Source organism: Natrarchaeobius versutus, from assembly GCF_041205745.1.
GTDB lineage: Archaea > Halobacteriota > Halobacteria > Halobacteriales > Natrialbaceae > Natrarchaeobius > Natrarchaeobius versutus.
Map to the genome: position 1 here is coordinate 566,358 of NZ_JBGFCC010000001.1, position 21,562 is coordinate 587,919.

General features: G+C 57.5%; 17 protein-coding genes and 1 pseudogene. 13 read left to right on the forward strand and 5 right to left on the reverse strand.

Translation table 11 applies throughout. The features are described 5' to 3' along the window. The first annotated feature begins 41 nt into the window (after positions 1 to 41). Positions 42 to 206, forward strand: coding sequence for a DUF8014 family protein (locus tag AB7C87_RS02845; protein WP_369727884.1), 165 nt, complete (start codon positions 42 to 44; stop codon positions 204 to 206). Between the two features lie 126 nt (positions 207 to 332). Then, positions 333 to 1,202 carry a hypothetical protein gene (locus tag AB7C87_RS02850; protein WP_369727885.1) on the forward strand — a complete coding sequence of 290 codons (870 nt, stop codon included), beginning with the start codon at positions 333 to 335 and terminating at the stop codon, positions 1,200 to 1,202. An 85-nt stretch (positions 1,203 to 1,287) separates the two neighbouring features. Here the strand turns inward: AB7C87_RS02850 and AB7C87_RS02855 are convergent, their stop codons facing one another. The 5 genes from AB7C87_RS02855 to AB7C87_RS02875 all read right to left on the reverse strand — a co-directional run bounded on the left by AB7C87_RS02855 (position 1,288) and on the right by AB7C87_RS02875 (position 6,473). Beyond that, positions 1,288 to 2,445, reverse strand: coding sequence for an MFS transporter (locus tag AB7C87_RS02855; protein ID WP_369727886.1), 1,158 nt, complete (start codon positions 2,443 to 2,445; stop codon positions 1,288 to 1,290). 153 nt (positions 2,446 to 2,598) lie between these two features. Beyond that, positions 2,599 to 4,326 carry a glutamate--tRNA ligase gene (locus AB7C87_RS02860; RefSeq protein WP_369727887.1) on the reverse strand — a complete coding sequence of 576 codons (1,728 nt, stop codon included), beginning with the start codon at positions 4,324 to 4,326 and terminating at the stop codon, positions 2,599 to 2,601. A 303-nt stretch (positions 4,327 to 4,629) separates the two neighbouring features. Then, the gene (locus AB7C87_RS02865; protein ID WP_369727888.1) at positions 4,630 to 5,283 is read right to left on the reverse strand and encodes a ribonuclease HI family protein; all 654 of its coding nucleotides are present in this window, start codon (positions 5,281 to 5,283) and stop codon (positions 4,630 to 4,632) included. Positions 5,284 to 5,521: 238 nt separating this feature from the next. Beyond that, positions 5,522 to 5,866, reverse strand: a complete 345-nt coding sequence (locus tag AB7C87_RS02870) for a toxin-antitoxin system TumE family protein (protein WP_369728377.1) — start codon at positions 5,864 to 5,866, stop codon at positions 5,522 to 5,524. Positions 5,867 to 5,954: 88 nt separating this feature from the next. After that, positions 5,955 to 6,473 carry a DUF7342 family protein gene (locus AB7C87_RS02875; protein WP_369727889.1) on the reverse strand — a complete coding sequence of 173 codons (519 nt, stop codon included), beginning with the start codon at positions 6,471 to 6,473 and terminating at the stop codon, positions 5,955 to 5,957. 232 nt (positions 6,474 to 6,705) lie between these two features. On the opposite strand from AB7C87_RS02875, the gene AB7C87_RS02880 reads away from it, so the two are divergent. The 11 genes and pseudogenes from AB7C87_RS02880 to AB7C87_RS02930 all read left to right on the forward strand — a co-directional run bounded on the left by AB7C87_RS02880 (position 6,706) and on the right by AB7C87_RS02930 (position 21,459). After that, positions 6,706 to 6,957: a hypothetical protein gene (locus tag AB7C87_RS02880; protein WP_369727890.1), complete on the forward strand. Its 252-nt coding sequence runs from the start codon at positions 6,706 to 6,708 to the stop codon at positions 6,955 to 6,957. A 263-nt stretch (positions 6,958 to 7,220) separates the two neighbouring features. Further along, positions 7,221 to 7,415, forward strand: a complete 195-nt coding sequence (locus AB7C87_RS02885; protein ID WP_006087710.1) for a cold-shock protein — start codon at positions 7,221 to 7,223, stop codon at positions 7,413 to 7,415. A 585-nt stretch (positions 7,416 to 8,000) separates the two neighbouring features. Continuing rightward, positions 8,001 to 8,246, forward strand: coding sequence for a hypothetical protein (locus AB7C87_RS02890; RefSeq protein WP_369727891.1), 246 nt, complete (start codon positions 8,001 to 8,003; stop codon positions 8,244 to 8,246). Positions 8,247 to 8,408: 162 nt separating this feature from the next. Continuing rightward, positions 8,409 to 9,110, forward strand: coding sequence for a DUF7437 domain-containing protein (locus AB7C87_RS02895; RefSeq protein WP_369727892.1), 702 nt, complete (start codon positions 8,409 to 8,411; stop codon positions 9,108 to 9,110). 9 nt (positions 9,111 to 9,119) lie between these two features. Next, positions 9,120 to 9,647 (forward strand): annotated as a pseudogene (locus AB7C87_RS02900) (PIN domain-containing protein); the annotation flags it as partial. A 150-nt stretch (positions 9,648 to 9,797) separates the two neighbouring features. Beyond that, complete coding sequence (locus AB7C87_RS02905) at positions 9,798 to 10,463, forward strand: RNA polymerase subunit sigma-70 (protein WP_369728378.1); 666 nt, start codon at positions 9,798 to 9,800, stop codon at positions 10,461 to 10,463. A gap of 2 nt (positions 10,464 to 10,465) precedes the next feature. Next, positions 10,466 to 11,167 (forward strand): nucleotidyltransferase family protein, encoded by a 702-nt coding sequence (locus AB7C87_RS02910; protein ID WP_369727893.1) that lies wholly within the window; start codon positions 10,466 to 10,468, stop codon positions 11,165 to 11,167. Between the two features lie 120 nt (positions 11,168 to 11,287). Further along, positions 11,288 to 12,469: an outer membrane protein assembly factor BamB family protein gene (locus tag AB7C87_RS02915; RefSeq protein WP_369727894.1), complete on the forward strand. Its 1,182-nt coding sequence runs from the start codon at positions 11,288 to 11,290 to the stop codon at positions 12,467 to 12,469. A 190-nt stretch (positions 12,470 to 12,659) separates the two neighbouring features. Next, positions 12,660 to 15,455 (forward strand): outer membrane protein assembly factor BamB family protein, encoded by a 2,796-nt coding sequence (locus AB7C87_RS02920; protein WP_369727895.1) that lies wholly within the window; start codon positions 12,660 to 12,662, stop codon positions 15,453 to 15,455. Then, positions 15,452 to 16,513 carry a CARDB domain-containing protein gene (locus tag AB7C87_RS02925; protein ID WP_369727896.1) on the forward strand — a complete coding sequence of 354 codons (1,062 nt, stop codon included), beginning with the start codon at positions 15,452 to 15,454 and terminating at the stop codon, positions 16,511 to 16,513. The genes AB7C87_RS02920 and AB7C87_RS02925 overlap by 4 nt, the downstream gene beginning before the upstream one ends. After that, the gene (locus AB7C87_RS02930) at positions 16,510 to 21,459 is read left to right on the forward strand and encodes an alpha-2-macroglobulin family protein (RefSeq protein WP_369727897.1); all 4,950 of its coding nucleotides are present in this window, start codon (positions 16,510 to 16,512) and stop codon (positions 21,457 to 21,459) included. Before AB7C87_RS02925 ends, AB7C87_RS02930 begins: the two co-directional genes overlap by 4 nt. The last annotated feature ends 103 nt before the right edge of the window (positions 21,460 to 21,562 follow it).

Below are 21,562 nucleotides of genomic sequence, written 5' to 3' on the forward strand. Positions count from 1 at the left end.
GGAGGGGAAACACTGAGTTCGTCGCTTGCGTTCGTACGGGTATGGAGTGTCCCGAAGACGGCTGCGACCGGCCTGCGACGGTCGAGTTACACATTCCCTGGGGCGAAAACCGGCTGGTCTGTGCGGCCCACGCCCGCGTTCTCGGCCGGCAAGACGGGGTCGTCGCCGACCCGCGCCCCGACAGCACCGACGACCTTCTCGAGTGATCGGTCGTATCCTCGAACTTATTGGAAACACAGATATTTCTCGAAAAGCGACTATATCGTTGGCCAATCGTTATCTATTTCACAAAGACTATGGCCGAATGTGGCCGTCTGTTGCTCGAGCGTTGCATGAAATACGAGAGACGGACGCTGTTGAAGGGGTCGACGCTCGCCGGCGCGAGCGTATTGGGTCTGCCGGCGACGGTCGCCTCGGGCGGGGCCGCGACCGACGCGGAGAATCGAGTCGTCGGAACGGTGTCGTACTTCGGCGAACCCGTCGAGGACGCCGTCGTCTCCCTCGAGGGTGACGACGGGACGACCGACGAGGATGGCCGGTACGAGGTAGTCACCGACGAGAGCGACGCGCTTCTCGAGGTCGAGGCACTCGGCTACGCCGAGTGGGCCAGACGGGTCGATTTCGCAGGTGAACACGTAGTGACCGGGAACGTCTCGCTCAGGCGAGAGTGGAGCGAAGAAACCGGCGAACTCCGCGTGTACGCGACGGGGCCCGAGGGCGGATCCGGGATTCCGTGTCGAATCACCGCCTACGGCGACGAAGTGTATCAAGCGGACGCTCCGGAAGGCGGGATTCCCGACTCGGGCACCTGGGAGCGCGGGTTCAGGGTGAGCGAGGGCTGGTGGGAGGTCCGGATCACCGACGCCGCGGGCTACGACGACGGCTACGACGAAGTGTACGTCGAGGCGGGCGAAAACGAGATCGCGTGGGCCAAACTCGAGGAAGGAGATCACGCAATTCCGTCGACTGGGCGGGTGTTCGGTCGGGTCGTCGACGAGTGGAACCGTCCCGTCGAGAACGCGACGCTACGGATCGCCGGTGATCCGATATCGATCGGCGACGGCGGAACGTTCGACGTCGACCGGGAACACGGCCGACACGCCGTCGAGGCCGACGCGCCCGAACATCGGCCGTTACGCGGCGACGTGCTCGTCAGGTTCGGCCGGGAGACCGAACTGATCGTCCCGCTCGAGTCTCGGTAGCGACTCCGTTCTCCGATCCGAAACGCGGTGTCGAGTCCGAGCCGGATTCCATCGGTTTCACCTTGGAGTACCGAGGGACCCGATTTCAATCGGGGAGCCACCCCGCGAGCTCGACGACCACGAGAACGACGACGGTCGCCCCGAGCAGGATGGCCGCGCTGACGAACAGCGAGTCGTACGTAAACCCGAACTCGAGGAACACGCCGAGGACGAACGAGCCGACCGCCTGGACGAGCATCCAGATCGAACTGAACACGGCGTACGCGCTGGAGCGGGTCGAGTCCGGAAGCGTCTCGAGGAGATAGGTGTCGACGGCCGGAAACAGCGCGTGGATAACGAATCCGATGAGCGCGGAGACGGCGATCAACGCGACGAACCCCTGGATCGTCGTCAACAGGAGCAGACACGCCGAGAACGCACCGACGATTCCGAGCAGATACGGGACTTGCGGGAGTCTGTCCGCCAGGTCGCCGCCGAAGTAGAACGCGGGAACGCCGGCCGCGAAGACGACCGTGAGCATGGTTCCGGCCGCCTGCGGGGAGAGCCCCTTCGATTGCATGTACAGTTCGTAGAAGTTGAACACACCCTGCCAGACGAACGAGGCCAGCCCGACGATCGCGAGCGCCGACACGATGATTCGCCACTCCGAGAGGGCACCGCGGACGAAGTCGCGGTCCGCTTCGCCCGCGGTCGGCATCTCGGTCCGCCTCGCGGCGATCCAGGTGTAGGTGGTTACCGCCGCCGCGCCGGCCGCGATCGTCCACAGCGAGAGCCGCCAGTCGAACAGGAGCGTGAGTACGACGAACGGGGCGGCAACCACCGCGGCGATCTGGCTCGCAGTCCCGTGGATCCCCACGACCCGGCCGACGCGGTCGGGGTATAGCTCGCTCAACAGCGGGTTCGCCGAGACGAAGTAGATGCCGGAGGCGATTCCCATAAAAAAGGCCCCAACCATGAGCTGTGGAACCGTCGTCGACGTCGCGGCGATCGCCGACGAGACCGCCAGAACGACGCCGGAGGCGATCACGACGTGGTGTCTCGGAACCTTCGTGAGAACCCACCCCGTCGGGAGTCGAAGGGAGGCGCTCCCGACCCACGCGAGCGTGACGATGAGGCCGGCCGTCGCTTCACCGATCGTGAATTCGGCGATGAAGACGTCCAGAAGCGGGGCGAAGATGATTCTGGCGAGATTGAGAAAGAACACGAGTCCGCAGAGGGAAGCGAACAGACGAGCACGGGCCACGGTCGGTGTTTCCGACAGATGATATCAAGGGTTCCGAAACCGGAAGGTTCCACGCCGATCCGACGAAAATCTCGAGTCGAGACGCGCGAATCGGAACGGTTCCGATCGGTTCGGAGTCGGTCACGGCCCAGGTGTGGCCGTACTCACGCCCCGTTAGCTGTGCGTGTAGTAGGCGACCGTCTCCTCGTCAGAGCCGTCCGCCGGACGGTCGATCCGGGCGAAACCGACTCGCTCGAACTGGACTAGCTCGTCGGCCTCGAGATCCGCGACGCCGGGTTCGGCGCGCCCAGTAACGTCACCGTCCATCGCTCGCATTCGGACGGGGACGCTCTCGGGGGCGGGTACCCAGTGGACCACGTCGACGTCGCCATCACGGACGACGTCGATCTCCTCGCCGGTGTACTGGAGGACGTCGCGGGTGTACTGGAAACAGCCCAGGCCCTTGAGCCAGATCCGTTCCTCGCGATCGGGGACGTCCTCGGGCTCGAGCAGGACCGAGTCCCCGACGGGGATCTCACGGACACCGCGCTCTTCGTGGTCGGGGTGTAACGGGGGGTTAGCCTCCTCGGGTGGACTGCCGCCGAGTGGAAGCTGGTTGCCATCGCGGACGAGGAATCGCCGGTCAGCCTCGTCGTCGATCAGCTCTCGATTGTTGGCGTAGACGGTGCTCATCGCGAGGTCGACGTCGCTGGTCGAGGTGCCGAGCCCGATCATCGACTCGACGATAGCCTCACCACGGATGCCACGCCGGCGGAGGCTCCCGAGCGTCGGCGCGCGGGGATCGTCCCAGCCGTCGAGTTCGCCAGCCTCGATCAGTTCCCCGATGGTCGACGTGCTCATCTTCACGTCGTAGGCGTCGATCTGAACGTGACCCCAGTGGACGACCTCGGGGTACTCCCAGCCGAAGTAGTCGTAGACGAACTGCTGGCGCTTCGCCGAATCCTGCAGGTCGATGCCACGGATGATGTGGGTGATGCCGAGCAGATGGTCGTCGATCCCCGACTGGAAGTCGAGCATCGGCCAGCACCGGTACTCCGCGGCCTCCTCACGGGGGTGGGGCGTGTCGATCATCCGAAAGGCGACCCAGTCGCGAAGCGCCGGGTTCTTGTGCTCGATGTCGGTTTTCACGCGCAGGACCATCTCGCCGCTCTCGTACTCGCCGTCGATCATCGCCTCGAACTCTGAGAGGACGGTTCCGGGATCCTTGTCGCGGTTCGGCGACGGCTCCCCGGCGTTTTTCAGCTCGCTGAACTCCTCGCCCGGCAGGTCGCAGGTGTAGGCCCCACCCATCTCGATCAGTTCGCGGGCGTGGTCGTAGTAGGTCTCGAGGCGATCGCTCGCCCGGTAGACGTCGTCGGGCTCGAAGCCGAGATACTCGAGATCCTCGAGGATGGCGTCGTAGGCCTCGAGGTCGGGTCGCTTCGTTTCGGGGTCGGTGTCGTCGAAGCGCACGCAGAACCAGCCGTCGTACCGGTCGCGGTAGGTGCCGATGACGGCGGGCATCCGGGCGTGGCCGACGTGCCACGGGCCGTTCGGGTTGGGCGCACACCGCATTCGGATCTCGTCGTACTCCTCCGCGTTGGGAAGCGACGGGAGGTCGTGTTCGTCTTCCTCGTCTTCGGCTTCGATCTCCGCGAGTTCCTCCGGTGCAAGGTCCTCGAGTCGCTCGCGTTTGTCCTCGTAGGAGAGGTCGTTGACTCGACCGATGACGCCGCCGATGACGCCCGGAATCTCGTCTCCGTGGGGGCGAAAGTCGGGGTTCTCGCCCATCAGCGGCCCCATGATCGCGCCGACGTTGGCGTCGCTCTCGTGTTTGACGGCGTTCAACAGCGCGTGCTTCTCGGCCTCGCGCTCGACACGCTCTCGTAGATCGTCGTTCATTATCGAGCGGTATTCGTGCCCGGACCAAAACCCCCGCGGTGTTGGCCGGCGACTCGAGAGGGTGATGAACGACCACGATCTCGAAGCACTGGTCTCGCGTTTCCACGAGGAGCATCGGAGCGACCGATCGAAGCGAAAACCACGGACAGATGATCGGTGTGCAAACAGTTCAGTTGTCACCCTCGTAAGTGTCGGAAAAAGTTACGATATACTCGTTCGATGGTGTTCTAATCATATAAGATAGTTGGTATATGTGGGAAAGTGGGGCCGAATCGACGGAGACCGTTGACGCCGGGGAGGATGTCACCCGGGTCCGAAGGCCGCGATATCGGCACCCACCGTCGCCAGTGCGTCGGCGGGGTTCGGATCGCTGTCGGCCAGATGCGTGTACCGGTGGTCCGGAACCCTCGAGAGTGCCGTCGCGACGGCCTCGCTGTAGGTCTCGACGCCCGGCTCCGTCGGGTCGTCGCCGCCCCAGACGTCCCGAATGACCGTCATCGAGTCGATGCGGACTTCTAGTCTGTGCGGCTCGTAGCGAGTCAACAGTTCGGCGAGGCCGAGCTGGAGGGCGACGTATTCGGCGGTGTTGTTCCCCGTCCGAGAGCCGACGGGTCGGCCGAGGCGGGCGAGTTGCTCCCCCGAAGCGTCGACGATGACGGCCCCCGCCCCTGCGGGGCCAGGATTACCGCGTGAACTGCCGTCGACGTAGAGGACGAAGCTGTCGCTCGTCGATTCGGGGATGGCTGGCCGGGTGAGTCCCGACTCGAGCAGGTCCTCGAGTGCGCGACGCAACTCGTCTCGGGACGTCCTGGGGTCGAATAGCCCGCCGTAGCCGGGGACAGCGTCGTCGATGGCGTCGGTGGCGGCCGCCATTTCGTAGCCGACGCCCGCGAGTACCTCGTCGACGAGGGTGGCGAGCGGCGAGCGGTGTTCGGCCGGGAGGAGGTCGTCAGTCACGCTACTTTCCCCTCGGGTTTCGGTTCCAGGCCTTTACACCTACTCTCTCAGGCAATCTCGGCGGCTGGTCACACCACTGCATACAGGGTATCGGTCGTCGAGGCGAATAATTTCTTCCGGGACTTCCCAACGGGTGTTCCCGCGACCAGGTGATGGATGTGCTGGACATCAGCAGACGCGCGACGGCGCATTCGTTGGCAACGCCAAAGAGGGATTTCGACAGCGTTCGTCTCCCTCCCTATCGTTGCTCCCACAAGACTTCGATTCGCTCCTCGATGCAGTCGAGGACGAGACGGCTCACGTCGCGATAGTCAGTTGGCCACTGCTCATTTTGTGCGCCACTGCGACTCGCAGCTGACGGTGGATGGAAGTGATCTCTCGAGTTGTGCGCGTTTGGATGCCGATCCCATCGACATTTCCACGTGCTAACTTGGCATTCCTCTTGATAGTGGACGTTGAAATCGTCGTTTCGGTACCAGCGAATCTCGAGACCAGCGGACACCTCGTTCGGGTAGTACTCGTCGGACAGATCGACACGAAGGTGTAGCTTCCCAGTTGTAACGATTTCTGCCGATTGAAACATTTGACTGCCGAGAAATTGGGACCGAAGGCGCTCTAACACCGATCTGTCGATCGGCGCAGGGCTCCGGCCGTCATTCACCGGTACCATGTCAGCTATGCGACGGAGCCGTTGAACTGGCAGCCTTTCTTCGGGCACGTTCGTGATGACGACGCTCCTCAATAGCGGTGGCCCAATCACCGAGTTCGACATACACATCGTCGATCCGCGCCGCGTCGAACTCGAGGACGTCGACCTCGGCCGGTGAATCGACCTCGTACTCGTTGCGGTACTCCTCAATCCGGTCGGTCAACGCTGAGACGCGAGCCTGCAACTCGTCGACGGTGTTCTTCCGCGCCAACTCGTTCACCCGCCGCCACTCGAAGTAGTCGTCGTTGCGCTCATATCTGGCCGGTCGCCCTTCATGCTGAATAACGATGCCCAGGTCGGCGTAGAACGACAAGTGGGTCCGTGCTGACTCCGTCGAACAGTCTGCTTGCTCGGCCACCTCAGCGGCTGTCATCGGCTCTCGAGCGTGCAACACCGTGCCGTATACGCGTTGCTTCGTGTCCTCACCCTCGAACGGTCTATCGAATGGGGGTGGCCCTTCGCGGCGTGTGTTGTCTGTCATACTTCCATCAACGGGAGTAGCCCATATATTCCTTTCCTCATCCAAAATATATTACCTAACTTCCTGCTTCTCACGCAGATCGATGTATGCCCTACTGGCAGAACTTCTTGGGTGAAAACATATGGTGGTACAACTATAGTAACAACTGCAACTATTTACACACTGATCGCCGACACGTCTGGCGGTCAGGTGTGCAATGACTTGCAGTGGCTACTATAGAATCTTTAAGAAGATGGCATTAAATATCACTCGCCGCCGCCGCTCGCTGGCAATATCCAGTGTAGTCTATTTTGGTTCAGCATTCATAATTGGCCTACCCGTTGCGTATGCTGTTTACTGGGTTTTTGTAAGGATATTCAATCTTCTTCATCTTGGCTGGTTTGTTCCCTCTGCTGGTGGAATCATCCTCGTTGCAGCAGCATTTTTAATAGGTATGTGGGTTGCTGGGCAAGTCGCCGAGCGGGTCGTCGATAGACTCTCCTAATCGGTCTCATAGTATGTACTTCTCCTATACGCCCCGTAAATCTCACACCACACACTGAATAAAGAAATCGTACTACCAACAACTGCGGATACATCGGAAGTTGCCGCGGTTTGTTCTGAACTGGACAGTATCTACCCAATAGGTTCTTGAGGGGAAGTTCGTCCCCCAGAATCATTATTTTCCGAACAAACTTTCTCTTTCCGCCGAGATTTGAAGACGAATACGGAATGTTTAACCGTGTACTCGCACTCTGTTGTATTGTAATGGCAAACGGTAACGTTGATTTCTTCAACGACACAGGCGGCTACGGTTTCATTTCGACGGACGACGCGGACGATGACGTATTCTTCCACATGGAAGACGTCGGCGGCCCGGACCTCGAAGAAGGCACCGAGATCGAATTCGACATCGAACAGGCCCCCAAAGGCCCACGCGCGACGAACGTCGTCCGCAACTAATTTCCGCTTCATTGTCGCTTCGGCGACCGTGAACGACGGTTTCATTTCTGAACGCGGACGTCTCAGTTCCCGTAGCGATATCTTCGCTACCTCTACTGAGCGCTCGCCACTTTCGGAGACCAAACAGCACTCGTAGACCGAACAGCATTCGGAGACCAAAATATCCTGACGGACTCGTCTCCTGCGCTTGGACGACGGGTCGATTGACGACGGAACGAACATCACGACCGTCGGTCGAACGACTGTGCTGAGATCCGCTGTTCGACGCCCTATTTCCGACAGTAAACACCAGTAATTATATTATCGTTCAGTTCATCTATCACGATGGAAGCCATCCACTCCAGAAAGCGAGCGTGGGGGCATACGCGTGAAATGCCCCGGGTGTAGTAGCACCCGAGACGGTTGGCTTCCAAACCACCACGGTTTGGGTGCCATGCTTTCGTTACTCCTACCGAGACAAAAAGGTCTCGCACGACAGTACAGTACCGCCATCGATCAGCGTGCGCTTCTGGAAAGCCGTCACGACGTCGGCCGTCGCCTCGAGCGCCGACGATCTTACCACGAGTGTCGACGGGGGCGATCCCGATGACCGCCAGCCGCGTGCCCGCCGACGCGGCGGGTTCCGACGATCGGCCGGAGTGCGTCTGCGATCGCTGCGGCGATCCGGTGGGCGACGATCGGGTGATCTACCTTCAGGCGGTGCCCTGCGTCGAACTCACCGAGCGGTACGCCTCCGTCACGGAACCGTACTGTCCCGACTGCATCGCCGCCATTGGGATGCTCTCGTTCTCGACGGGGCCTCGAGGGCACGCGCCGACGAACTCGGACTGACGAGCCGAAGACGAACGCGGTGACGAGCCGAAAACGAGTCAGAGAAGACGGATTTCGAGGCGTGAACTGCCTCGGGGCTTAACCCCGAGGCATTCGCCTTGTTCATTCTGTAGATCCGATCGCGGCAGTAGTCTGAAGTACATGGACCTCGGACAAAGAGGTATGGCCGACGAAGATCGGATTCGTTCCGATGGCGGAATCGACGCGTTCGATCCGCCACCGACGGACGTTATGGACGAAGAGACGCTCGACCCGGCGGCGCTCGCCCGGAGCGCACCGAAACTGGAAACAGTCGTTCAGCTACTCAACCAGCCCGCGCTGGCTCGCGTCTACGTCTCCGTCTGCTACTGGGGACCCGTTTCGCCGCCGGAGGTCGTGGAGGACCTCGAGCTGTCGAAATCGACGGCGTACGAGTACGTCGATCAGCTGGTCGACCTCGGTCTCATCGATCGGGACGATTCGACGCGTCCCCAGCAGCTGACGGCGGATCCGATCGTCATCGTCGAGCAACACGTCCCGATCGTCATCACCCCGACGGTCTTGCACGCGCTCGCGCTGCAAGAGGTCGACGAGGACGTCGAGTACTTCGTGGACCGATACGGTACTGGAAAACTCGTCGCAGCGCTGCGAGGTGCGGGCCTGCACTTCGCGGGGGAGACGACCCAACGGATGATCGCGACCGATATCGACGTTCGCGACACCGAAGCGATGATGATCATCTACGCGCTCGAGCCGGTGTTGGCCGTCGGCAGAACGTTCGATCCCTTCTTCGAGCATCTGTTTCCGGACGTCCACGATCGGATGGATCTCCCGGACCTCGAGGAGGGAGATTGCGCGCCTACGGGCACCGACTCCCGCGAGTGAGGGCGGTCGATGAGCCGAGGGAATCCACTCACTTCCGACCAGGACGTGCTCGTCGACGCGAACGTTTTCTTCGCGATCGGTCATCCGTCCAATCCGAAATACGCGCGATTTCGGAGCGCGATTCGAAACGCTGGCGTCGTGTGCAAACTCCCCCGTCGTGTTATCGGAGAACTTGGCGGCCCGGAGACGGATCGAGTTCGGACGGCCCTCGAGGAAGGATGGGCCGAAATCATCGATGCGCCGGCACCGACGGACGGAGCCGCCGTCGCGGCGAGCGACGTCGCCGCGAGAACGATCGCGAACGAAACCGGCCAGCCCGAACACGAGGTCGAAAAAGCGGACGTGATTCTCGCCGGGCTCGCCATCCAGTACGTCAGGGATCGATCGACAGCGGGCGTGATCGTCCTGACCGACGACAGACCGGCCAAAAAGGGGATCGAGAACGCGGTCACTGCACGAGGCTACGTTGACGTGATCTCCGTGTACGGATTGGCGGACGTCATTGGAGACGACTCCGGAAACTCGATACGGCTGATTTTCGTTCACCGGACGGATTTGGGGGCTTGCCGTACGATTGGGTGGACGCTGATTTTCAGGACCTCCGCTATCTATTCCGTAGCGGAGAGTGCCTCCCCCGGAATTACCAGTAACTTTCTTTATTGTTGCACACAATTGTGTAACTATACGATGTACGAGGTGTTTGGAGAGAAGGAGTGTAAGACGCTCCTCGCTATCGAGGCGGGCGATTCGATCTCGGGTGTCGCTCGGAAAATCGACGAAAACCGTGAGACGATCCGACGCGTCGTCAATCGGCTCGAGGACGGCGGATATCTCGTATACGACGACGGACTCGATCCGGTTGATCGGGAGATCCGAGAAGCGGCGCTGTCACTACTCGCGACGTCCGCCGATGTCTCACCGCCGTCGATCTCCGAGGCCTACGTCCTCCCACAGTTCGCGGGGATGGAGTACGCGTATACGGCGATCGATGCGGTCTACGTATGGACGCGAGGCGGATACCAGGTCGCGCGCGATCCGGACGACTATCCGTTGTTCATCGCCGTTCGCACGCAGGATCTCGAGGACTGGGAGCAGTTTTTCGACCGGTTCGGAATTCCGACGGTGCTGGACCGTATTCCCTCCACGGAAATCGACGGTCGATTCCAGGTCGTCGTCGAACCGCGCGAGCGAATCAGGGCGGAAACGGTGGATGGGCGTCCAGTGATTCCGTTATCGGAGACCGTCGAATTTGCTCGAGGGCACTACGCAACCTTCGAACCAGCACTGGAAATGCTCGATCGGATGTACGAAACCGTCGAGACAGGGGCAGAACACCGCCAGGAGCCTGTCTGAGTATGAGTCAGGAAGAACGAAGCGACGCGCTCATGGAACTATTAGACGAGTTACAGGAATCCGGCATCGAGTTCGTTCTCGTCGGCGGCTACGCGATCAGCCAATTCGAAACACGGTTTTCCACCGATCTGGATCTCGTCGTTGCACCTCGCGACTACGACGAGGTTGTTGAATTCCTGACGGAGCGGGATTTCGAACGGACAGCCGACCTCGAGGTTCCTCCGGAGGAGACTATCTACGATCGCGAGATCCAGCTGTTCGAGCGGACCGCGGGGCTTTCCCATCCGGTCGGTGTCGACATCCTGCTCAATGGCCTCGGTTGCCGGCAGACCGGGGCCGAATGGTCGTTCTCCTATCTCCGAAAACACAGTACAGAAGCCGAGGTATCGGGTGGATCCCGATCGACGACGGCGAGAGTCGCCAACGGAGAAATTCTCGTCGCCGCCAAGCTTCACAGCGCGCGAAAAGCGGATCTGGCGGACGTCCTCGCGGCGGTTCCGGATGTCGATCTCGAGGAGGTGGAAACGCACGTACGCCGCGGTGATCAGGATTCCCTCCGCGATCAACTCGAGAGCGCGATCGATTTCATTGAAGACGGTGGTCTCGATCACCGGTTCAAGAGCATGTTCGGTCGCGCTTCGGCGTCGGCGGATGACCTCGATGCATTACTCGAGTTCCTCGAGAGACAGCGGAATCGTCTGTGATCGCGCTCAGGCTGGTACGTGGCCTGACTCGAGATGCTGTGACAGTTCGCGCCCTATTCGGTATGGTAGTAACCGATTCGAACGGTTTTTCTAACAGGAGTAATATTGGAAGACTATCAGATGGAAGACGCAGGATCGAGTCACACTCGACGAACGGTTCTCCAGTTCTGTGGTACAGCCGGTCTATTGGGCACTGCGGGGTGTACGGGCGTACTCGGCGGCGAATCGCTTCCCGACGATGGACCCGACTGGCCCCAGTACAAGGGGAATGCCCAACAGACGGGCTACGCGGGAACGACCGGTCCCGTTTCGGACGTCACGCCGGAGTGGGAGTTCGAGACTGGTGGCGCCGTCCAGACGTCGCCCGTAGTCGTTGGCGGGGCCGACGGCGTCGTCTTCTTCGGGAACGACGACGGCGTGATCTACGCGGTGGACGTCGACACCGGCGAGGAGCGGTGGCGGTACGAAACCGACAACGAAATCCGCTCGAGTCCCGCGGTCGTCGACGGGACGCTGTACGTCGGGCTCCACGAACACGTGCTCGCACTCGAGGCCGCCACCGGCTCGGAAGAGTGGCGCGTCGAGGTTTCGCCCGGCGGCTCGAATCCGGCCGTCGTGCGTGACGACACCGTCTTCGTGACTCGACGGGAGCCGTTTTTCGGAATCGGTGGGATCAAACTCCTCGATGCGAGCAGCGGCACCGTGCGCTCGAGATACGAGACCGACGGCAGCGGAGATTTCACCGCTTCAGCCGTCGGCGACGAGACGTTGTACGTCGGCAACCAAAGAGGAACGGTCTCCGCGTACGATATTGATGACGGAGAGAAACAATGGGCTGCCGAAATTGAAATGGGTATTGTCGGATCCCCCATCCTAACCGATGAAACGGTCTATGCACTCGATTTCGACGCGTATCTCCGTGCAATTGATTCGGTCGACGGCACAGTTCGCTGGACGGAACGGCTACCGCGTCTCTCGGATGGACCACCAGCCGCGACCGACGATGCAGTATACGCCGGTGATGCCGATGGAACGATTCATTGCCTGGCGGCGGACGACGGATCGCAACGGTGGCAGTTTGACACTGGCGAGAGGATCAGTTCTGCCCCAGTCGTCACCGATACTGTCGTCTACGCCTGCAACGGCGATGGCGAAATCTACGGGATCGATCGAACTGACGGGGACGAACTGTGGCAGTTTGGGACCGATGGACAGATCCGGACATCGCCCGCTGTCGTCGATGGCATGGCGTTCGTCGGCAGTAACGACGGCTCGCTTTACGCGCTTGATACAGATGATTGATTCTCATCCAAGGACTGCATTCCGCTCCTGTCGAACCAATTGTTGTCAATCGGTATGGGAATAGTCACTCCGCTGAAGTGGATCCCAATAGGAATCTACATTGCCACCTTCATTTATCATATACTTAAACTAATAATTTGTAATACTAAGATAGTCAATTTTATATAACAATGGTGTATCAGTATTGGCAATGTCCTTTGGAAATGGTTTTTCCCGACGCCACCTCCTACAGGGTGGTGCTCTGGCAATCATTGGTAAGATGGGCGTTGCCCAGGCGACCACCACGAACCAAGATTTCGAGCCGGCGCTTGTAGACAGTGACAACGATGCGCCAGCTGGATCGACACCAGCCAAGCGACGTGTTCAGTTCGATGTTCATAACAGTGGTGTCAATCCTAATGGAACGGCTCCTAGATCGGAGGTAGAACAACTATGGACGACGAGCGTGGCAGGATCGATTAAATCATCACCAGCCGTCGTCGCTGATACGCTCTATGTCTCCTCGGATATGGGCGTGTTTGCACTTTCGACCACAGATGGTACCGAACAGTGGCGAGTAGAGTGGGACAGATCGAGCGATCAGTCTGATTGGAGCAGCACCAAACACAGTCGGTCATCTCCTACTGTTGTTGATAGTACTGTCTATGTCGGCAACAGCAGTGGAACTATGTTTTCGGTTAATGCTGACGACGGGACAGTTCGTTGGACGCGTGACCTGGACGGCTCGATTTTCGCTTCACCACAGGTGGAAGACGGATCACTGTACATCGGTACAACCGGGCGGATGTGTTATTCACTAGATGTTTCTGATGGTTCAACTGAATGGATGAAATCAGCCGGTAGGCAGGCACCAGTCGTCGGTTCTTCCGTCCTCATTGACGATACCGTGGTTTTTGCCGGGGGACTATCGCCAGTCACCCGGCGTGACGGCCCACACGACAGTGGTCCCGGAACACTCAGAGCATTCGACGTTGAATCAGGTAGCCTCCAATGGGAATTTCCGGAACCTGTTAACGACCCATACATGCCCTGGCAACTGGGGCGGGAAATCGGCGGTATTCCGGTTTCACTAACAGCTGATGAGAATGCTATTTACTTCTATACGCGTGAGCAACATGAAAGGATTCGTGACCATCCGGACATGTTCTTCCACGCAGTCGACGCGCAGAGAGGATTTGAACTCTGGCAACAGCCACACGTTAATCGTCCTTACGGGTCCTTCGCCGTAGATCAGGATCGATTGTACGGCTGGAACTATGTTGATGATTACGTCGCGTTCTGTGCACTTGATAAGGGTTCCGGAGCAGTGCTGTGGTCACAGCGATTCTCCGGTGCAGTAACTCATCCACGATCGCCCGTCGTCGTTGGTGACGTCGTCTATGTCTGTGCACCGGCGAGGGTTGACGAGACGGTCTACGCCCTCGATACACGCACTGGACAGGTTCTATGGACTTATGACACGGGAACGTTCGCAGTGGGACCACCAGCACCGGTCGGTGGAAGCGTTTACGTTGGAGATCACAACGGGACGGTTACCGCGCTTGGTACTAAAGGAGAACTCGAACTATCGGTGAAGACAACCGAATCGAATCCGATGCGGGGAGAGAAAACTAAATTAGAATTTTCTATCAGAAATACGTCTTCAGTCCCTGTTACACCTCGGCTCAATCTCAATTCGACTCCTGAAAATCTCTCTATTGAGGGCCACTTCGACGATGGTGGTACGTTCGACGCCGCAGACACACCGTCTTGGAACTGGGCTGAACTGGAAACGAATGAACAAGTCACTCCGTCACTGACGCTGGTTGTCGACGAGGAGGCCGACGCTGCTGAACACACTATCACAGCTGAGGTGACCGACGACGACGATGAGACGTTCCCTACTTTCGACATCGAAACGACTCTCACGATCACTGAGACGGAGTTTGACCAGAAGAAGCACGATAAGCAAGATCTGGCTGACCGAATCACGGCGGCTGCTAAAACTCTCGACGAATCATCGACGGTCGAAAACGCACTCGGTGAACTCTCTGCCGCTGTTGACTCCGAGGAGGTTGATGAACAGGTTGCTTCGGAGGCTGTTGACAGAATGATCCTCGGCGAAGAGATTACGGACACGGCGATCAAAACTGTTGGACCTGGACAGAGCCAGGATCCAGAGACACGCGAAACGAACCTCGCGAGGGCGATCGCTCAGAATACTGTCGACGCTGCAGCGACAGCGGCCACGATGGCAGCACAGATTGCTCGCCTCGTACGTTTTATTCCCAACCGTTTCAAACGTCATCTAACCTTTGGAGTTGATGACCTCCTTGACGAAGCGACGACGTTTATCCAGCGTAAGGCCAGATTGTCAGACAATATCGCCACGTTGCTCGGGGCTGACGGGCCGATTGGTAGCGCATTCGAGGACATCAGGACTGCGACCAATCCCGTGGACTCGTCGGCTGATCTCGTCTTAGGACAGTTCGAGAAAGAACAGGAACTCGAGCGAGAGCTACGGGCGGCATTCGAAGGTGGTCGATCTAATGATAACATTTCCAAAGTAGTCACAACGATGACTGAACGGTTGAGTGGACAATTAGGTCCGAGCCCAGAACCGTATTTCAACGACTCGTTCAAGACTGCAGAGGCTGCCTCGACAGATGCAATCAACGAAATTATCGAAATTGCTACTGAGGCCGATAAGGAACTCGAACGGGCAGAGATCAGGGGTGTAGTCACTGAAGTTTTATCGACCATCATGTGGGCATTCAGACAGCACTTCGCTCGGCCAAGTGGAACCGGCGCCGCAACCATAGGTCAGATATCACGGAGAAGAGGTGTCGGTAGAATGATGTTCACCATGCAAATCACACTCGACCTCTGGGCGAAATTCATGGAACCCCTGGCGACGGTGACGGACGGTGCCGTCGCTCTCGCCGAGATTGGTAGAGCACACAATCATGGTATCGGGTCCGTCGGTGGATGGGGTGATCTGCAATGACACAGGAAATTCGTTCGCTTCTCGAGCAATTCAAATCAGCCATCGAAGACGAAGCATATGACGATGCAGAGTCCCTGCTCGATGACCTCCACGATATCTACGAACAATCAAACAGGGCTCGAGTTGCCGACCGTGCAGCAGCTGCAGCTAAAAATGAAGACGTTGACTTCGCGGATACTCGTCCCCTCCAGATGCTCTCAGGTACTGATTCGAGAACAACGTTCTGTCGAGGTGGATTTTTTGCCAATGCGGCGCTGTTTCTGTCGAATCCATCGGAACTTGACCACGAGCAGATGATCGAATACACCGAACAATTGCTCGAACACGAGCGTGAACTCGAAGAAGCGAGAGACGCAGCCGAACCGGTCCTGAACAGAGTTACCGTCCCCCCAACTGTCGAGATTAGAGAATTGATTCTTGGAGATGACAACATCACACTCGGAACGCAGTTGGACATCGAGGTCCTCGTTGAGAACGTCGGTGACGAGCCCGCTTCGTCGGTTTCGCTCGAGTTCGACCCTTCGGCAGGTGTTTCCCTCTCGTCTCAATCCATCGACGTGGGAACTCTCGACGCAGATGAGACTGAGCGTGTCACGATTACCGCTGTGTCTGAGGAGCCTGATGAGCAGACAATCAGCGTGATGGCCACTACGTCTGGATCTGATCCCGTTTCAGATCAGAGAACGTTCGAAGTGATCCAGCCTCTACAGATCGCCGTCGACGCACTGCGTTCGCTTGCGACTGTCGCAGAACTGATTAGCGAGACAGAAGCACTCCCACGTCATCCGAAAGAACAGTTGCTGGCGGAGATTGAGGTGGTCTTCGAGTACATCCAAGAAGTAGCCGAGCGGATCGAAGATAGTTCTGGAGCTGTACCGGATGCGATCGATGACGCTCTCTCGTCGCTCGAGGACGTCCGGAGCCACTTCGATCAGCTGACCGTGGGGGCGGATCCTGTCTGTGATCCCGCTGCTAATGATTTCCGTCAATCGGTATACGAACAGATCGATGCTGTACATACTCGACTGAACGAACTCTCTGCGGAGGTGGAAACATGATCCGTCAGCTGCTTGTGATTGGGCTTGGATTGGCTATAGCGGTCTTCGTGCTCATATTGACTGCGTTCGGAGTAGCAGCGGCAGCCCCAAGTGTCAGTGGTGAGTCGTTCGGGAATTCCGATCATGCACCTATCGATGACGCTGGCAGCGTATCCTCCGTGACGGTGGCTTCGACCCGCATCTCCGGCGACGAATCTGTATCAGTCAGCACTGAAAACACCTCGATTACGACCACCGAGCCGCTCGAAGTCACGTTCATGGCCCAGCCCGATGGGATTGTTGACGTAATCGTTGAGGATCGAGATGGTGATGAATTGTACAGTGCAACGGAATCGGCTTCGGAGGATCCAACGGTGTTTTCGCTAGGTGAGGTTCCAGCGGGCGAGTACGTCGTCAGGATTGAGCATGGGGAACATGATGTCACCGATGAGACCCAACCGATCACCGTCGAGGAACCAGATGCAGTAATCGATGACCGAGAGGATCTACGTCTCCTAGACTCGGGGCCGGTAACGAACGAGACTATCGGTCCGGGTGAAGAGACATTTATTCACACTGTAGTCGTCGATGATCCGGATGCCGACGATCACTCGGCGCTGATCGAGAATGTCTCTCTCAGTATTTCGGGCCTTGAGCCCAGTGAAATGGCTGAAGTTCGGCTCGAAGCAGGTCCTAGCATCAATGATCAGGAACCGATCGCGACCGAACCGGGCGACGCGCTAAACCAGTCGCCAGAGGGAATGATCGTCTTCGACGAGTTTGGTGACAATGGTACATCTACATATCACATTCCCGATGGCGAGGCCCATCGGTTCCAGGTGTTTGTCCGCCTTGAGTCGGACGCTCAACCTGCGATTGCTGTTCAGCCAGCGACCTCTGTATCATTAGCTGACGGAACCGAGAAAACCTTTGAGCACAACCATTATACGCAGTACGAAAAGCCACAAGGGTGGACGATTTTCCACGGTTGGAGTAGGGATGGGCCGAACCTGGAAAAGGCAGTCGCCTACACTGTTGATAAACAGGGTTCAGACGAAGATAGTCATGATAACCGAACAGTCGTCGAACTCTCGTTCGACTCCAATATTCCTGCCAGTTCTGACGAACCCGGACTTGAAGCACCGGATCCGGAGGATTTCCAGCTCATTTTGGCCACCGATATTAGAACTCAGACACCAGATCGGGTGGTCCAATTGGAAGGTGAACAGCCTCGCGTTCAACTCGATGTAGGTGATCTGGATCCCAACGAGATCAGAGACGTTGACGTTGTCGGCGACTTCACCGACATCAACGGAAATGAAATCGGTTGGGGAACAACGGCCGTCGACGGGACAGACGGGACGATTGCAAAGACGGAGAACCAGAGCGAGCCACTCGTCGTTGGACCGGAAGATGACCTCGCGTTTGTCACACCCGTTCGGAACGAACTGATCACCGTCACTGATCCCGATGGAGAGGAACTTCACTCTGAACGAACTGGGTTCGATAGTGGCGTCACGACTTTCAACACGGCTGCAGCTGAGACAAACGTCACATACAACGTCACATTTGCGTGTGAGTGTGACCGGACTACGAGACAGTTCGTCGTCGAAAACCAGTCAGTCGATGATTCGGGCACGCTCACAGCGTCTGTCGAGGAGACCACGGTCAAGGTGGACGAACCTATCGAGGTGACGCTGACGTCCGACCGAGAACGATCCGTTGATGTTGATCTCGTCTCGACCGACAATGAAACGACTACGAGCCAACAAACCGTCTCGATCGAGGAAGGATCTAAATCGGTCGAATTCGAGGGAATCGATCCCGATACGTATCGTGTTCAGGTAACTGATTCGGAGCGCGGCCTTACGAACGAAACCGAGGATGTCGTTGTGAGTCATCACAAGCTGTCGGTCGGAATCAACCCGGAACCGCCGCATCTCTCTACGGCCGATCCCGTCCAGACTTCTGTCTCAACCGGCATTGCTCGGACAGTTCAAATCAATGTGACTGATAGTTCCAATGAGACGATTATCTCTCGAACGGCTTCAATCGAGAAGGGAACGACTGACATTGAGTTAGGACGCTTGCCTGATGGCGAATTCTCGGTCACCGTCGTCGACGATGAACGCGATCAGCGCACAAATTATGATTCGATCACCGTGGCCGACCCGGATTTCGATGTGACCGTCCCTGAACAAACACTCAATCTCGATGATCCAGTCGAAGTCTCCGCTTCGGGCGGTGCCAACCGCTCAGTGAAACTCACGCTGGAAAGAACCGACGGAGAAACAATTTCTGAAGAAACGGTAAATCTCTCCAATGACACGACGGAAGTCACGCTTGGGAATCCTCCAGTCGGTGAATACGTCGTCCGGCTCGAAGATGAGGTGCTGAACTGGACAGTTGAGAGTGAGGTAATCGCCATCAACTCCGAGTTCGAAGAGCCGTTCAACGTTACAACTGACAACACATCTTGGACAGCCGACGATTCAATTGAAATTGAGATCTACCATCAGACAAACCAGACCTTATCGGTTGATGTTGTTGATGAGATGGGTGAAACAGTACGTAGTCGAGAACACGATCCCACAGGCAAGAATTCAACACTTGAGTTCGAGCCGCTCAATCCTGGAACGTACACGGTTACCGTCTTCAACTCTAGGTTGAATAGTTCAGAGATGACAACAGTCAACATCGAAGAGACTACATCGGATCCCGATCCATCGAATCTGACAATCACAGCCACGGAGACAGCGTATCTCGAGAACGAGTCCATCGTTGCGTACATCGCTTCTGATCCCGCATATGAGGAGGATCGTGACGTGAACGTCATCCTGCGGCAGGCAACCGATGACGAGGATGTGTTCACGCTTTCAACGGCGGTTCACCACGGCGGTTCGTCGCCTGAAGATAAACGACGAATTTTGATTTCCGAACCCCCAATGGGGGCCTTTTATATCGAAGTTATCGATCCGGAGACTGGACACAACGACACGACTGATGAGGTCGCTGTCACAAATGAGGCTGGCAATATCGTCAATGTTGAAACGCCTGAGGACACACTGGAGACCGAAGACATCAGTATAACAACCAAATCTGACTACTACACCAGCGTTATGGATCCGCTGCGTGTGTACGATACCGAAGGAACGCTCGTATGGGATACACCAGGAGTTCTCTTCAGCGAGTCGCCCCACACCTATAACATCTCGCTCGATGCGGGAACGTACTACGCTGAGTTCGGATCCGGTGACGATATTAGGATTGACGAGACCGACCCATTCAATGTCATTGCTGTTTACCCTGAACTTGGCTTACACATTCCCCAGTCTACTATGACATCCGACGAACAGCATACCGCAATCGTTCAGGCAAACGAAACCCGAGAAGGAGCGCTCATCCTTGAAGAGACAGACGGCACTACGATCGAACAGTGGAACGTGACAGCAGAGCGTGGAAATACAAGCGTTGATCTCCCAGACCTAGATGTCGGCGAATACGAACTTCGTCTCTTCGACGACGATGGGAACCAGACCGATGCAGACAATCTCACGGTCTGGCATGCAGACGATGCACTCTCGGCGACCACCCACAACCGGACACTCACAACGGAAGAGGATCTCCCTGTCGCTGTCGACTCCGACACGGAACGAACGGTCGAACTGGTCGTCAAGAACAAATCGGGCGAGACCGTTCGATCAGAGACTGCTAGCGTCTCAGCCGGAACAACACAACTTGACCTCAGTTCTCTTCCAATCGGATCGTACACTGTCTCGGTTACATCCGAGGACCTGGCCCAAGACGAAATAAAGGGAATCACCGTCAAGGAGCCTGATAGGCTCGAGATTGAGGCCAAAGAACACTCGATCACGACCGAGGAACGACTCGAACTCCGCTTCCGTGCGGATCCACCCCGAGAGGCGACCGTTCGACTGGAAAGCACTGATGGAGAAACGCTGTATCGAACCGATGTCGAAGCTGAGAATGTCAACCGTACGCTCCGACTCTCGGAGCTGCAACCCGATGAGTACGTGGTAGTTATCACAAACGAGTCGGCCGACCTCACTAACGAAACCCGACCGATCAGTGTAACCAGACCTGACGACGATCCATCGGAAGTCACGATCGAAGCCACTGAGACGAGTCTGACAACCGCGGATGATCTCGTTTTGAAGGTTGCTGCAGATACCTACACGGAGGCTACAGTCATCCTCGAGACATCCGACGGTACCCAGTTGACAGAAACAGATGCCGAGGTTGGAGACTACTCCCAAACGCTCACCTTTTCGTCGCTCACGCCAGGCGAATATCGGGTGCGTATCGAAAATGATGACGGTCTGTCGGACGCTACAACTACTATCACCGTTACGTCGGGAACAGATGATCCTTCAGGAGTCAGTATCGAAGCCGCAGATACGAGTCTGACGACGGCGGACGATCTCGTTTTGGAAGTCACGGCAGATACCTACACGGAGGCTACGGTCGTCCTCGAAACATCCGACGGCACCCAGTTGACAGAAACAGACGCCGAGGTCAACGACCATCCACAGACACTCACCTTCTCATCACTTACGCCGGGTGAGTATCAGGTGCGTATCGAAACCGATGATGGTCTCACAGATACCACGGACAGTATCACTGTGACATCTGAGTCGGACGATACCAACGATGACGACGAGCAACAAGGAGACGAAGGGGCATCGTTCGACGCTGAGCCCACCCAGAGCCACTTCGCTTCTGGAGAGTCAGTCGCCGTCGAAATTTCCGCAGATAGTGAAGGAGAACTGTCAATAACACTTGAAACGACCGGTGGTGCGGTTATCTATGAATCTACTATCTCTGTCTCGCCGGGAACCACCACATTCCGCTTAGATGGCGTCCCCGAGGGTGAGTACGTGTTCACTTTCAGTGACGAGGATGACGCGACTGAAGTCACCACCGACGTGATCACCGTGGCCAACTAGCCGACGGCGAGTTCACGCTCACAGATCAAGCACACATCGTATCTCTGGTTTCACTCCCTGATTCAATTCAGACTGTGCAACGATTCATCGAACAAAAATATTG

Coding starts and splice junctions, on each gene's coding strand:
- AB7C87_RS02845 (WP_369727884.1), top strand. CDS start 42: ATGGAGTGTCCCGAAGACGGCTGCGACCGGCCTGCGACGGTCGAGTTA.
- AB7C87_RS02850 (WP_369727885.1), top strand. CDS start 333: ATGAAATACGAGAGACGGACGCTGTTGAAGGGGTCGACGCTCGCCGGC.
- AB7C87_RS02860 (WP_369727887.1), bottom strand. CDS start 4,326: ATGAACGACGATCTACGAGAGCGTGTCGAGCGCGAGGCCGAGAAGCAC.
- AB7C87_RS02870 (WP_369728377.1), bottom strand. CDS start 5,866: ATGTTTCAATCGGCAGAAATCGTTACAACTGGGAAGCTACACCTTCGT.
- AB7C87_RS02875 (WP_369727889.1), bottom strand. CDS start 6,473: ATGACAGACAACACACGCCGCGAAGGGCCACCCCCATTCGATAGACCG.
- AB7C87_RS02880 (WP_369727890.1), top strand. CDS start 6,706: ATGGCATTAAATATCACTCGCCGCCGCCGCTCGCTGGCAATATCCAGT.
- AB7C87_RS02885 (WP_006087710.1), top strand. CDS start 7,221: ATGGCAAACGGTAACGTTGATTTCTTCAACGACACAGGCGGCTACGGT.
- AB7C87_RS02890 (WP_369727891.1), top strand. CDS start 8,001: ATGACCGCCAGCCGCGTGCCCGCCGACGCGGCGGGTTCCGACGATCGG.
- AB7C87_RS02895 (WP_369727892.1), top strand. CDS start 8,409: ATGGCCGACGAAGATCGGATTCGTTCCGATGGCGGAATCGACGCGTTC.
- AB7C87_RS02905 (WP_369728378.1), top strand. CDS start 9,798: ATGTACGAGGTGTTTGGAGAGAAGGAGTGTAAGACGCTCCTCGCTATC.
- AB7C87_RS02910 (WP_369727893.1), top strand. CDS start 10,466: ATGAGTCAGGAAGAACGAAGCGACGCGCTCATGGAACTATTAGACGAG.
- AB7C87_RS02915 (WP_369727894.1), top strand. CDS start 11,288: ATGGAAGACGCAGGATCGAGTCACACTCGACGAACGGTTCTCCAGTTC.
- AB7C87_RS02920 (WP_369727895.1), top strand. CDS start 12,660: ATGTCCTTTGGAAATGGTTTTTCCCGACGCCACCTCCTACAGGGTGGT.
- AB7C87_RS02925 (WP_369727896.1), top strand. CDS start 15,452: ATGACACAGGAAATTCGTTCGCTTCTCGAGCAATTCAAATCAGCCATC.
- AB7C87_RS02930 (WP_369727897.1), top strand. CDS start 16,510: ATGATCCGTCAGCTGCTTGTGATTGGGCTTGGATTGGCTATAGCGGTC.